We start from the raw sequence: 13,465 nt of genomic DNA, 5'->3' as shown, positions 1-13,465 counted from the left end.
TATTTTTTAAATTTTATCCATCAATTTAAGAAGGCCAAAAATAATTGCCTGAGGAGAAGGAGGACATCCTGGAATTACTAAGTCCACAGGAATGATATTTTTTAGTACACCATAAACTCCCTCACCCGCTTTAAACATTCCTCCATCATATGCGCAACTTCCAACAGCTATAACTATTTTAGGCTGAGCCATCGCTTGGTAGGTCTTCTCTAGTGCTTCTTTCATATTTATAGTAACTATGCCTGTTACCACAAGTCCATCTGCATGCCTTGGAGACGCCGCAACATTAATTCCAAACCTTGAAATATCATAAAAGGTATTTTGGATGGCAGAAAGTTCCGACATGCAAGCATTACAAGAACCAGTATCTACTACTCTAAGTACAAGCGATCTCTTAAATGTTTTATAAATCTTCTCCCGAAGTTTATTGCCCGCAAGCTCTAATTCTGCCATTTTATAATCAGATGACATTTCCAAAACAGATTTCGGGCAAATATCAACGCAATTTCTACAGTAAATACATTTCTTGTTGTCGATAATTACTAGATGTTTACAATTTTCAACAGTGTTTATTTTTATAGCGTCCACCGGGCATATGCTAGTGCATTTCCCACAATTATTACAAACATTTTCTTTAGCAATTATCTTTCCATAAGAAAACTCATTATTTTTAAGTGGATCTTTAATTGTTTCGGTTCCATATTTTATTCTATCAAATATATTGTTCATTTTAATACTCCCTACCTATCATTCTCAGAATAAGACATATTGAAGCTTTTATTAATAAGAGGAAAATCCGGGATAATTTCTCCAAGAACTGCTTCACTCACACCTGCCCAATTAGTAAAGGAAGGAGTTTTAAAATAAATTCTACTAAACTTATTTTCTTTTCCGGTCATTCCATAAACTACTAGCTCGCCCTTCACTGTTTCAACAGAAGCTATTGCCTCCAGTCCCTCTTTTAAACAAATTTCTGGTTTATCTCTTTTTATATCAGTATTTATATAAGTCAGAGCTTTTTCTATAAAATCAAAAGCATCTTTAAGCTCAAGACCTTTCAATTTATACCTTTCAAAAACTCCACCTTTTGTTTCTATATTTATACCTTTTTTTAATTCTTTATATAGCTCATATGGAAATGCTACTCTAACGTCATATTTTAAATTACATGCCCTTGCTACCACACCAGTCATACATAGCTTCTTAGCTATAACGCGACTTACCATTCCTGCATCTTCTACTCTGTCTAAAAACGAAACTGCATTTACACTCATTTTAAATATACTAGTTATCCGAGATTTAAGGCCTTGCAGCGTTTCTATAATATCATTCTTTTTCTTTTCATCAAAATCAATATTTATTCCAAGTGGAACTATGGCATTTCTCATAAACCTGCTCCCACTTACTCTTTCACATAATTGATGAATAATTTCTGAAAAATATCCAAATTTTTTGGCTACATAACTATAACCTATGTCGTTAGCAATCCCCCCTAAATCATCCAAATAATTATATATTCTTTCAAGTTCTAAAAGAACAGTTCTAAAAGCCTTAATTTCTTTACTTACCTCTGCTTCCTGAAGCTTTTCTACAAGGATTGCATATGCCTCGCCATAAGCTACGGTGGATTCACCTGACACCCGCTCAAACATAAGATTTAAAGAATTTGCATTTATATTGGCGCATTGCTTTTCTATTCCCCTATATTTGTACATAAGCCTTATTTCAAGATTTTCTATTGGTTCACCCATAACACTAAACCTAAAATGCCCTGGTTCGATTATTCCTGCATGCACAGGCCCTACTGCAACTTGATATGCACCAGTACCTGAAACTTCTTTAACCTTATAATCATAATCTTTATTAATTTCTCTTTGAAATAATCTGCTTTGATAAATTATGTTACTAAGATCAATTGGCTCTTTTTGTGTAACATATTTGCAAATTACATAATACCCCTGCTTACTGTTTGAAAACACGCAATTTATTGATCGTTCTTTCTCTTCTAATGAAAATTCACAAATATAATTAAATTTATACAATTCAACGCAAATAAGTACAATTTTTCTGATTTGGTCAGCTTTTACTGTAACATATAACTCATTATTATTTTTAACTTCATATTTTAGATCAAAATTTAATTCCTCTAGACTGTTTATAATCTCTGTTATTTTCATATTTTCACTTCCTAATCACAAATAATTGAAACTGCATTATTTATCATATTAGACAAATAACCATTCATAAATAAACTCATAATAATAATCGAAACAAAACATAAAGCTAAAGGCAAAGTATTTTCTTTATCTACTTCCATTTTAGCATATTTAACACCAGGTTCAGTATTAAAAACTATCTTAATAAAAACCCTCAAAAATCCTGCGAAAACTAATAGTAAACAAAAACTATACAATGCAGTGATAATATAATTCCCAGTTTCAACAGTTCCTACTATTATGTAATACTCACTAAAAAAAGCTGGAAATGGTGGTGCTCCAGTAATAACAAGCATTCCCAAAATAAGAAATACAGCATTTATTGGCATAGTTTTTATTAGTGAATCAATTTTATCTATACGTTTTGTTTTATATGCACTTAGTATATTTCCTGCCGTTAAGAATAACATAGACTTTCCGAAAGCGTGGACTAATGAATGTAATAGTGCACCAAATACTGCAATTTTACTACCAACTCCAAGTCCTAACGCTATAATTCCCATGTTTTCAACTGAGGAAAATGCCAGCATTCTTTTATAGTTAAGTTGTCTTAAAATACTAAAAGATGAGATTATAAGCGACACACAACCAAAAATTATAAACAACCATTTAGTATTTTGAAGCCCTGGTATATGTTTTGTTATTATATAAAACCTCAAAATAACGTATAGAGCGAGGTTTAGAAGAACCCCAGACATCATTGCACTAACTGGTGATGGAGCTTCACTGTGAGCATCTGGAAGCCATGTATGCATAGGTGCCAGACCTGCTTTTGTACCAATTCCTACAAATATTAATGTAAAGGCTATTTTAATAGCATAAGTACTTTGTGGATTTGAATTTTTAACAAGATGGGACCATTTAAGTACATCACTTCCATCTTGGTTACTATAAGCATTAACAAAAATAAGAATACCAATTAAACCAATACCTATACCAATTGAGCAAATAATAATATACTTCCATGCGGATTCCAATGAATTTTTATTAATGTTAAATCCAATCAAAAATGCTGTTGTAAGAGTTGTTCCCTCAAGGCCTATCCACATTGCAACAATATTATTGGTTAGTGCAATAAACATCATAAATAACACAAAGAAATTAAATAAAAAATAGTAAAATTTTCCTCTTCTATTGGAAATTATTTTCTCCTTTATTTCATTTCCAATATATTTATAAGAGTAAATACTCACGATTATATTTATGCTAGCTGTAATTAACAGCTGCACAACACTTAAACTATCAATATAAAAGAATTCATTAAAATAACTAAGGGGATTACCTCCTGAAACTAGCGTAATAATCTTAAACACAATACCTAAAACTAATACAGCTCCAAATATTGTAACAAATCCAGTAATTTTCAGATTTTTTAAAATTAAGGGGGTTACTATCATAAATAAGAACAAAATACCAAGTACTATAATATACATTTTTTCACCAACTATTCTTTTAGATTTTCAAAAAAGTCTGTATTTATTGAATCAAAGGTCCTATTTATATGAAAAATCATTATCCCCATAATAAGGGCTAACATTAAACCTTCAAATACTATCCCCGCCTCAATTACAAGAGACATTTTGGATAATGATGTTTCAAAAAGTACAATACCATTTTCAAATATTAGAAATCCTATCATTTGTGTAATAGCTTTTTTTCTTGCGACCATAAGTAAAACGCCTATAATAAATAGAGCAATTCCGGTTTTCAGAAAATTGTCTTGGCTTTTGTTTAAAAGACCAAAAGCTATCATTATCCCTATTCCAGTTATAATATAAGAAACAAATCCATTCACTATTAGCTCCATTTCTCTATTTATCTTTAATTTCTTTACAGATTTATTGATTATTAGAGGTATTATAATAACTTTTGTTACTATTGTTAAAATACCTAAAATATAATAATCCACTTTTCCTGTTTCATAACCCAGTTTTAATACTATTAATCCAATAGCTGCTGATTGAAATATAAATCCTGCCGTAATTAGTTTAATACGCCTAACTCCAGACATAAAAATGCTAGATATTAATATAATTGTAAGTAAAGCCTCTATCATAATCTCTCTCCTTATAAAATATAGATTAAAGTAATTGCTACAATACCAAGAGATATCATGGCTGGAAACAATTCAGCGCCTCTAAATAATCTTGATTTAGCAAGAGTTGTCTCTATAATTGCAATTCCTAGTAAACAAAATAAAAGTTTAAATATAAAGGCTATAAAACCTATGAACAAAGATAATGCCGTAAATGTTGTTGCAATTCCAATAGGAACAAAACAATTAATTAAAACAATCAAATAAACAATTAGTTTAATATATGAGGATAGTTCAACGTATGCTAAATCACTACCTGACAAATCTAATATCATTGCTTCATGCATCATGGTAAGCTCTAAATGTGTTTCTGGATTATCAAATGGGATTCTTGCATTTTCAGCAAGTATACCAACGCTAAAAGTTACCATAGCAATAAGGTGCGCCGTATCATAGTGTACGATTTTGCTATTAATAAACGAAATATGAAAAACATTAAAATCTTTTGTTTCAATATATAAAAAAATAATTAAAAAGAATATTAAAGGTTCTGCCATCATTGAAATAAAAGATTCACGACTGGATCCCATTCCACCAAATGTACTTGAGCTATCAAGTCCGATTAGTACTGTAAAAATTTTCACTATTCCAAACGCAAACATAACAATAAATAAGTTACCTATCGTATTTTCCATGCTTGTGTAAAAAACAGGAATGAAAAAAGTCGTTGTTATAGCTGCCGCAAGTATAACTATTGGACCAATAGTTGTTATAAAAGAACTTCTATTTGATATTACTCTTCCCTTTTTTAGTAGTTTGCTTAAATCATAATAAGGCTGAACAATAGATGCGCCTTTATACCCCCTAAGGGTTGCCTTCATTTTTTTTAAAATTCCTATAAATAATGGTGATAAAACTATAATCAATGTACTCTGAAAAAAATAAAATAAATTATATTTCAAATGAATTCCTCCTTACACAAATTTTAAAACTAAAACAAGTGCAGTTATTAATGATATGAAGATATACAAAATGTGTAATTGAATTTTCCCATAATTAATTTTAAGTATCTTTGTTGTTAAGTAGTTAACTACTTTTAAACTGGATTTATATAAATAGTCCTCTACAATATCACTAGTAGTTTGACTTATGCTAATATTTTTCTTGAAATTTACTTTTTTGTTATAGTTTGCAATAATTCCGAAAATCTTTGCTGCAGGTTGAACAAATCCACTTCCAGTGTACTGAATATAAGGTTTGTCGCTACTATAACCACAGGCCCACGTATCATTAATTTCTCCATTTTTGTTTATAGAATTTACTCTATTAAACATATATAAAATAAATGTGATAATAATTAATATCATTGTGAATATTATTATTTCAGTTTCATTTTCAAAACTAGGATTTTTCCCACTAATGTCTAATAAATTATTAGTATAATAAGATATTTTGCTTATTATGAATGGTGAAAATACACCCGTAACTATAGCAAGCACAGCAAGTATACCTTGCCCAATGTTCATGGATATTGGTATAGCTTTTACATGTTCAGCTTTTTTAGTTCTTGGCTTCCCAAGAAAAGTAATTCCAAAAGATTTTGCAGTTGCATAAAAGGCTGCTCCACTTGTCAATGCTACAATAATGCCACAACTAAAAATCAATATTATAATCCAAATATTGCTAACCATTGTTATTGCTTCTATAAAACTCCTAAGTATTAGAATTTCACTTGCAAAACCATTGAATGGTGGCACAGCTGAAATAGCACAGGTACCAATAAATGTACAAATTGCAGTTACTTCCATACTTTTATGTAGTCCGCCAAGTTCATTCATATTTTTGGTTCCCGTTGCATATAATACACTTCCTGCATTTAGAAATAACAGGCTTTTGAAAATTGCATGATTGAGGCAATGAAGCAACGCTGCAGTTAGTGCCAGGGATGCAATCATTAATAAATTATAATTTATTAATATCATTGATATTCCAAGTGCAGCAAAAATAAGTCCTATGTTTTCCGCGCTAGAATATGCTAATAGTTTCTTTATATTATTTTGTAATAATGCGTTTAAAATTGAAAAGATTGCAGTAATGGTTCCCACTATTAGTACTGTAACTCCACAAATTAGTGGCGTACTTCCAAGAAAAATAAATATTACTCTTATAAAACCATATAAAGCAACTTTCAGCATTACCCCTGACATCAAAGCTGAAACATTAGATGGTGCTGTAGGATGGGCCTTTGGGAGCCATGCATGTAGTGGAACAATACCCATTTTTGCACCAAATCCAAATAGTGCAAGTATGAATATAATGTACTTTTGTTTAGATGAGAAATCCGCTGAAAACTTAAGAATTTCACTAAAATCAAAGCTTCCAGTATATTTATACAAGAAAGCAAACATTATCATTAAAAATAGTCCGCTTATATGAGTCATAACAAAATAAAATATGCCTGCTTTCAAATTTTCCTTATGCATGTATTCGTAAATTACTAAGAAAAATGATGTTATAGACATAAGTTCCCAAAAAACAAGAAAACTTATGGCATTATTAGAAACTACAACCCCAATCATTGAGGCTACAAATAAGCCTATTAAAATCAACATATACTTTGCCGAGTAATGTTTCTTATATTCCATAATGTAGCCCTTGGTGTAAATTGCTACTGGTATAAATATTAAGATTATAATGAATACAAAATATAGCGAAAGCCAATCTTTTTGAAAATTAATTAAATGTAACAAGTATTATCAACTCCTAGATATATTTAGTTATCATTCGAATATTGAAATGGAACACTTTATTATACCTTACTTTGCGTATGTTAACAACTAAATTTAACTAATCGTTCGTATATTAGATATTATAAGGAGATGTTTTAGTATGTATTTAAGATCAGTTAGTAACCTTGCTAAACATAAAATCAAATTCATTTTTCCAATTGTTTTTTTATGCATTATGCTCTCACCTGTGATGCTTTATTTGATTACAAACAATATTAACAACGATAAAGTTATTAATTCTACTGTTATCGCTGCCAGATTGTCAAAGATTTCAGAACTTGCTACAATAAAGTATAATTATTCTAATATATTATCTATAAAAAACAGTATAAAGTATAAGGATTATTTAATTCCATTTACTGAAAAATCCTTTATAATAAAATATAGTGGTTATATTAAAGCAGGCGTAGATTTAAAAGATTTAGATGTTATTGTTAATAATGAAAAAATCATTATAACTTTAAAAAAATCTAAGATTCTAGATGATGTTATAAATAGTGAAGATTTATTTGTTTATGATGAGAAATCTTCAATGTTTAATAAACTTAGTATGCAAGATATGATGGATGAACTCAGTACTGAGAAAAAAAAGGTTGAAGTCAATTTATTGAAAACAGAATTTTTGGATGAAGCTAACGCTAACGCTAAATTGCTTATGCAAGGTATTCTATTAGATATGGGTTTTAAAAATGTAACAATAATCTTTAAATAAAAAAAGTGCCACCTATGAAGTTTCTCCTGGTGGCACTAAATAAGAGTTTGAAACGTGAAATTCCATTAAGAAATTCTAAACTTTTGAAAATATAAAATTCACTATCACTCACATTCGGCGTTCGCCGGTTCGCTAGCCTTCCTTCCAGTCAGGCTCACGAGAATTTTATATTTACAAAAGAAGAATTTTAAATGAAATTTCAATGTTTCTGCTCTTCTTATTTATTGCCACTCCCGGAGAAACTTCATACTATAATCGCATTTACGTTAAGATGTATCTAGTATGGATGGCATATATGGAAATAATAAATATCAATAAACCCCACAAAAAAAAGCAGAAAACATTTAAAGTTTTCTGCTTTTTAATATTTAATTGTACAAAATCAATAAATTAATATCCACCTGAGGATCCTCCACCGCTTGATGAACCTCCTCCAAAACCTCCTCCACCGCCGGAACCTCCGAAGCCACCTCCGCCTCCGAAACCTCCACCATTTCCTCCGCCACGTCTACCAAAAATTGAGCTCCAAAATAGCAATGTTATCATAAATCTAGTTATTCTTCCTCTGTTAAGAATAAAGTCAAGAAAAACGAATCCAATAAATACTATTACTAGAATTCCACTCCCCTTAGTTGAAACGTTTGAACTTTGGATATTTTGTGGAACGGTAACATTCTTGTCTAATTTTACATTGTATTCTTTAGCAATATTATCAGCTAAAACTGAATATGCTGCCCTAAGACCTTCTCCATATTTATTTTGCTTAAATTTTGGAACAGCGAAATCATTCATTACCCTAGAAGAGTATATATCAGTAACTGCACCTTCAAGCCCTGTACCTACCTCTACCCTCCACTGTTTTTCTTTTAAGGATAATAGAATTAATAATCCATTGTTTTTTCCTTTTTGTCCAAGTCCCCATTCTCTAAAAATTCCAGTAGCATAGGATTCAATTGGTACTCCCTCTAAAGAATTTATAACCACAACAGTTGCCTGCGCCCCTGTTTTAGTTTCCAATTCCTTACCTACTGACAAGATATATTGTGAAGATTCACTATCTATAACTTTAGCGTAATCATTAACATATTTTAACTCAGTAGCTTTAGGATATTTAATCTGTGCATTTACTGTGTTTATATTTGATAACTGACCTAGTAAAAATATGCTTATCAAACCTATAAATAAGATTCGCAGTTTAATCTTTTTTTTTGTAGGTCCATTAAGTGATACATTACTAATTTTTCTTTTTATATACATCTTCATTTTCTAACTCCTACTTAGTAAAGTCAACTTTGGGTACTTGTTTGGCAGATTCACTAGCCTTATAAAGTGGCTTTTCACCAAATCCAAAAACCCCTGCGATAATTTTGGTAGGGAACTTTCTAATTGTATTGTTGTAATCCCCAACACTTGTATTATAATCTTGCCTTGCTGTGCCTATTCGATTTTCTGTACCTTCTAATGCTACAGTTAAATCCTTAAAGTTTTGACTGGATTTTAAAGCTGGGTAGTTCTCTACTATTACTAAAAGCCTTGAAACTGCACCTCCAAGTTCACTATCCGCTTTAGCTTTATCTGGTATGGTTTTAGCTCCTGCAAGTTTAGCCCTGGCATCAGCTACTGCTATAAAAATGTCTTTTTCCTGAGATGCATAACCTTTCACTGTGTTCACTAGATTTGGAATTAAATCTGACCTTCTTTGTAATTGAACATCTATGTTTCCCTCTGTTACCTTCACAGTTTGATCTAATGTAACTATCTTATTGTAACCCCCAATAATAGGCATTGTTATTATTAGAACTATTGCTACAACAATTCCAAAGGTTCTTAACGTCTTACTCATCACTATACCACCTTTCTATTTTTATAATATATAACAATTATTAGCTACTTAATCTATCTAATTATTTAAGCAAATTTTCCCTTATATTATAAGTTATGAATTCAATAAGGTTACTATACTAATTTGCTATTTATTCTTTAAAATTATGTATTGTTTCAAAAAAATATTTTTTAATTTATAGTATAATTAATAATATTTATAATAAGCATGGAAAAATAAATAATTTTTATTTTTTAATTTAATAATGATTTATTTTCAATAATAGCAAAAGATTTTTTTACGTATTCTTCTGTTTTATAATTACGTAATCTGTTATTCATTCTCAATAAAAGGAAATTTAATTTTGAAATATCCTTTAGACTTATACCTTTCAATTCTTCAAAGATTAATAAAGTTTTTTGATTTTTATTATAATCTTCTATTATTAAAGTTTCCCCTTGCTCTGTTATATATAAGTAATGGGCATTTTTTATTAAAGCTTTTTCTTTATGAATAAAATACTTACTATTTAAATTCTTTACTATTACATGAACGGTAGAGGGTGACCAAAAACTAATTTCACTAAGTTCACTTGATGTAATCCCTGGAAATGTATCAATAATCCATAAAGCTCTAAGTTGAGCATAAGTTACATTAAATTCCTTAAGAGGTCCACAATGATTAGTTTTAATAGTTAATATGAATGTTCTTAAAAGATTATATACACTAATTGTTTTTTTTATTATACTAACTGTATTTTTATCATAATCTGTTAAATCAATTTTCAGGTTCATTTCATTTATTTTAGTAATATAATCAAAAATAAACTCTTTGTTCTCTTTTATTATAACTCCAGTGAAAATATCTATCATAAAATCTAATTCTTCATGTGAAAATAATCCTATTAAGTCAAAAAGATAAATTTTTTTTTCTTTATTTTGTTTATTTATATTAATAAACAAATTACCCATTTCTGTTAATTGAAATTTATATACCTTTTTATTGATAGTTTCTTCTTTAAAAATAAATTTTTTACGCATCATAATTTTAATCATATTACTAACAGTAGGTGAAGTCCAACATCCTATTTTCGCAACGTTGCTAAGTGAAATTCCTGGGAACACTTTAATAATCCATAAGATTCTAAGCTGTGGAAGCGTTATACCGGTTATCTCAACAGTTCTTGCGTAATTAGATTCAATTTTTAAAAAAGCGTATCTTGCTAGATTATATAACGAATGTATATTAAACAAATATTCATTTTGTTCCATAAAATTTCCCCTTATATGATAGCTCGCAACTACATGAAATATTAATTTCCTGTAGCTTACATCATTCAATATATTGTAACAAAAAAAATATACCAAATCAACAAAAGGATTTTACCTATAAAAATATATATATTTTAGTTTTACAATACACCATAATGTATTATAATAATAATTGTAACCTTTATATTAAATGAAGTTATGCTAATAAAATTATTGCAATTAAAAGGAGAGTCAAAAATGCTATTTTCTAGTGAGACATCTATTGATACTGTAGAAGAAGATTTGAGATACCTTAAATTATTGGCTAGCAAGTATCCTACAATTCCAGATGCTTGTACGGAAATCATAAATCTACAAGCTATCCTAAATTTGCCTAAGGGAACTGAGCATTTTTTATCAGATCTTCATGGTGAATATGAATCCTTTAGTCATGTACTTAGGAATGCTTCAGGTGTAATTAAACGGAAGATTAACGATATTTTTGGTAATTCACTTAGAGATAGTGAAAAAAAAGAACTTGCAACCATCATTTATTACCCAGAGCAAAAATTAGAAATAGCTCTTAGAGAAGAAAAGGATATAGATGATTGGTACAAAATTACGCTTTATAAACTTATTGAATTTTGTAGAATCATTTCCTCTAAATATACTAGATCCAAAGTTAGGAAAGCACTACCTCCAGATTTCTCGTATATTATTGAAGAATTGCTTCATGAACAACAAAGCACCTTTAATAAACAGGAATATTACAATGGAATTATTCAAACAATAGTCAAAATTGGGAGAGCTAAAGAGTTTATAGTAGCTATTTCTAACCTAATTCAAAGATTAACTATAGATAGACTTCATATTATAGGCGATATTTATGATAGAGGACCTGGTGCCCATATAATCTTAGATTGTCTTATGAAATACCATTCTATTGATATACAGTGGGGTAACCACGATATACTTTGGATGGGAGCAGCAGCAGGCTGTGAAAGCAGTATTGCTAATGTCCTTCGTATTTCCACAAGGTATGCAAATTTAGATACAATCGAAGAAGGTTATGGTATTAACTTATTGCCACTAGCAACCTTTGCACTAGATTTTTATAATGACGACCCCTGTACTTCCTTTAAACCTAAGGTTTTTCCTGAAAATAATTATAGAGAAAAAGACCTTGATCTAATGGCTCGAATGCATAAAGCCATTTCTATAATTCAATTTAAACTTGAAGGTGCGATAATAAAAAGGCGTCCACATTATGAAATGCAGCAAAGATTACTTCTTAATCAAATAGACTATGAAAAGGGCACTATAAGCATTGATGGAAAAGAATACACATTGAACGATACTAATTTTCCAACTATAGACCCTATTGATCCATATAAATTAACTGAAGAAGAAAGGGAGCTTATTGATAAACTTAAATCTTCTTTTGCAAATAGTGAAAAGTTACAGCAACATATTCTGTTTTTATATTCAAAAGGTAGTATGTACTCTAAGTATAATTCTAATTTGCTTTATCATGGATGTATTGCACTTAATGAAGATGGTAGTTTTAAAAAGGTTAAAATAGATAATATTACTTACAGTGGGAAATCCTATTTAGATAGAACTGAGCGAATGGCAAGAGAGGCATATTTTGAAAAACCCGATTCAGCCTCTAAGCTTTATGCACTGGATACCATATGGTATTTATGGTGTGGTTGTAATTCTCCTTTATTTGGAAAAGACAAAATGGCTACCTTTGAAAGGTATTTTATAAATGACAAAAGTACTCATAAAGAAATTAAGAACCCCTACTATAAATTTAGAGATAATGAAAATATTTGCAATAATATATTAGAGGAATTTGGACTAAACCCCAATGATTCGCACATTATAAATGGGCATGTCCCCGTAAAGACTAAACAAGGTGAAAGTCCTATAAAAGCTAATGGTAAACTTTTAGTTATTGATGGTGGTTTTTCTAAAGCTTATCAACCAGAAACTGGAATAGCGGGATATACCCTTATTTATAATTCCTATGGGTTACTTTTAGCATCCCATGCACCTTTCGAATCTAGGCAAAAAGCCATCGATGAAGGTAAGGATATTTTATCGTCGACTATAGTTCTAGAAAAATCCACAAATCGTATACGTGTAATGGACACAGATGTAGGCTACGAAATCAAAGAACAAATTAAAGATTTAGAATCCCTGCTAATAGCATATAGAAAAGGTGTTATTAAAGAACAACGATAAGTTTTATAAAAAGTGTTCATTAATACTTAAGATTAAAAACCAGCGGGCCTGATATTACCCGTCTGGTTTTTAATTTTTTGAAATATATATAAGTTATTCTCTACTTATTTAAAATAAAAAGTATTACTATTTTTGATCTTGCATACTTAACAATTGTTGTAATTTCTGTGCTTGCAATGCAGACTGCTCTGCAAATTCCCTAAACGTATTACTTACATCCTCTTCTGATACTTCTCTTGCAAATGATTGATAATCTCTAGTGTTTTCTTGTGCGTCTAATAATTTTTTCATAATAGTATCTCTAGTATTCATTTCCATTTTCATCACTCCTTCAGTATTATTTTCCCGAAAATATATTTTTTTATGTATTTTATATTATATAATATATTAA

At 29.8% G+C, this 13,465-nt stretch carries 12 protein-coding genes; 2 read left to right on the top strand and 10 right to left on the bottom strand.

Annotated features, from left to right (window positions below):
* Positions 1-6: 6 nt before the first annotated feature.
* The 6 genes from nuoB to VIM70_RS14670 are packed head-to-tail and all read right to left on the bottom strand — an operon-like array spanning position 7 to position 6,896.
* On the bottom strand, positions 7-729 hold the full coding sequence (gene nuoB / locus VIM70_RS14695) for an NADH-quinone oxidoreductase subunit NuoB (RefSeq protein WP_331946526.1): 723 nt from the start codon (positions 727-729) through the stop codon (positions 7-9).
* 11 nt (positions 730-740) lie between these two features.
* Complete coding sequence (locus tag VIM70_RS14690) at positions 741-2,177, bottom strand: proton-conducting membrane transporter (RefSeq protein WP_331946525.1); 1,437 nt, start codon at positions 2,175-2,177, stop codon at positions 741-743.
* An 11-nt stretch (positions 2,178-2,188) separates the two neighbouring features.
* Positions 2,189-3,649: a proton-conducting transporter membrane subunit gene (locus VIM70_RS14685; RefSeq protein WP_331946524.1), complete on the bottom strand. Its 1,461-nt coding sequence runs from the start codon at positions 3,647-3,649 to the stop codon at positions 2,189-2,191.
* Between the two features lie 11 nt (positions 3,650-3,660).
* Entirely contained in the window at positions 3,661-4,272 is a 612-nt protein-coding gene (locus VIM70_RS14680; RefSeq protein WP_331946523.1) for a hydrogenase, read from the bottom strand.
* An 11-nt stretch (positions 4,273-4,283) separates the two neighbouring features.
* Positions 4,284-5,213: a respiratory chain complex I subunit 1 family protein gene (locus VIM70_RS14675; protein WP_331946522.1), complete on the bottom strand. Its 930-nt coding sequence runs from the start codon at positions 5,211-5,213 to the stop codon at positions 4,284-4,286.
* Positions 5,214-5,225: 12 nt separating this feature from the next.
* A complete protein-coding gene (locus tag VIM70_RS14670) occupies positions 5,226-6,896 on the bottom strand; it encodes a proton-conducting transporter membrane subunit (protein WP_331946521.1) in 1,671 nt (556 codons plus the stop codon).
* Positions 6,897-7,140: 244 nt separating this feature from the next.
* Here VIM70_RS14670 and VIM70_RS14665 point away from each other — a divergent pair, with 244 nt between their 5' ends.
* The gene (locus tag VIM70_RS14665; protein WP_331946520.1) at positions 7,141-7,752 is read left to right on the top strand and encodes a DUF4230 domain-containing protein; all 612 of its coding nucleotides are present in this window, start codon (positions 7,141-7,143) and stop codon (positions 7,750-7,752) included.
* A 390-nt stretch (positions 7,753-8,142) separates the two neighbouring features.
* Here VIM70_RS14665 and VIM70_RS14660 read toward each other — a convergent pair whose 3' ends face one another.
* The 3 genes from VIM70_RS14660 to VIM70_RS14650 all read right to left on the bottom strand — a co-directional run bounded on the left by VIM70_RS14660 (position 8,143) and on the right by VIM70_RS14650 (position 10,845).
* A complete protein-coding gene (locus tag VIM70_RS14660; RefSeq protein ID WP_414648718.1) occupies positions 8,143-9,009 on the bottom strand; it encodes a TPM domain-containing protein in 867 nt (288 codons plus the stop codon).
* A gap of 16 nt (positions 9,010-9,025) precedes the next feature.
* Positions 9,026-9,595: a LemA family protein gene (locus VIM70_RS14655; RefSeq protein ID WP_331946518.1), complete on the bottom strand. Its 570-nt coding sequence runs from the start codon at positions 9,593-9,595 to the stop codon at positions 9,026-9,028.
* 233 nt (positions 9,596-9,828) lie between these two features.
* The gene (locus VIM70_RS14650) at positions 9,829-10,845 is read right to left on the bottom strand and encodes a MarR family transcriptional regulator (protein ID WP_331946517.1); all 1,017 of its coding nucleotides are present in this window, start codon (positions 10,843-10,845) and stop codon (positions 9,829-9,831) included.
* Between the two features lie 237 nt (positions 10,846-11,082).
* Between VIM70_RS14650 and VIM70_RS14645 the strand changes: the two genes are divergently transcribed.
* The gene (locus tag VIM70_RS14645; protein ID WP_331946516.1) at positions 11,083-13,074 is read left to right on the top strand and encodes a fructose-1,6-bisphosphatase; all 1,992 of its coding nucleotides are present in this window, start codon (positions 11,083-11,085) and stop codon (positions 13,072-13,074) included.
* A 126-nt stretch (positions 13,075-13,200) separates the two neighbouring features.
* On the opposite strand, the gene VIM70_RS14640 is transcribed toward VIM70_RS14645, so the two are convergent.
* Positions 13,201-13,392 (bottom strand): hypothetical protein, encoded by a 192-nt coding sequence (locus tag VIM70_RS14640; RefSeq protein ID WP_331946515.1) that lies wholly within the window; start codon positions 13,390-13,392, stop codon positions 13,201-13,203.
* Between the last annotated feature and the right edge of the window lie 73 nt (positions 13,393-13,465).

The organism is Clostridium sp., assembly GCF_036569345.1.
Classification (GTDB): Bacteria; Bacillota; Clostridia; order Clostridiales; family Clostridiaceae; genus Clostridium_AD.
This window is presented reverse-complemented; position numbering and strand designations above follow the sequence as displayed.

What these genes read in the sequence shown, in the direction of transcription:
- nuoB (WP_331946526.1), bottom strand. Translation starts at nt 729, where the DNA reads ATGAACAATATATTTGATAGAATAAAATATGGAACCGAAACAATTAAA.
- VIM70_RS14670 (WP_331946521.1), bottom strand. Translation starts at nt 6,896, where the DNA reads ATGGAATATAAGAAACATTACTCGGCAAAGTATATGTTGATTTTAATA.
- VIM70_RS14640 (WP_331946515.1), bottom strand. Translation starts at nt 13,392, where the DNA reads ATGGAAATGAATACTAGAGATACTATTATGAAAAAATTATTAGACGCA.
- VIM70_RS14690 (WP_331946525.1), bottom strand. Translation starts at nt 2,177, where the DNA reads ATGAAAATAACAGAGATTATAAACAGTCTAGAGGAATTAAATTTTGAT.
- VIM70_RS14665 (WP_331946520.1), top strand. Translation starts at nt 7,141, where the DNA reads ATGTATTTAAGATCAGTTAGTAACCTTGCTAAACATAAAATCAAATTC.
- VIM70_RS14660 (WP_414648718.1), bottom strand. Translation starts at nt 9,009, where the DNA reads ATGTATATAAAAAGAAAAATTAGTAATGTATCACTTAATGGACCTACA.
- VIM70_RS14650 (WP_331946517.1), bottom strand. Translation starts at nt 10,845, where the DNA reads ATGGAACAAAATGAATATTTGTTTAATATACATTCGTTATATAATCTA.
- VIM70_RS14655 (WP_331946518.1), bottom strand. Translation starts at nt 9,595, where the DNA reads ATGAGTAAGACGTTAAGAACCTTTGGAATTGTTGTAGCAATAGTTCTA.
- VIM70_RS14645 (WP_331946516.1), top strand. Translation starts at nt 11,083, where the DNA reads ATGCTATTTTCTAGTGAGACATCTATTGATACTGTAGAAGAAGATTTG.
- VIM70_RS14685 (WP_331946524.1), bottom strand. Translation starts at nt 3,649, where the DNA reads ATGTATATTATAGTACTTGGTATTTTGTTCTTATTTATGATAGTAACC.
- VIM70_RS14680 (WP_331946523.1), bottom strand. Translation starts at nt 4,272, where the DNA reads ATGATAGAGGCTTTACTTACAATTATATTAATATCTAGCATTTTTATG.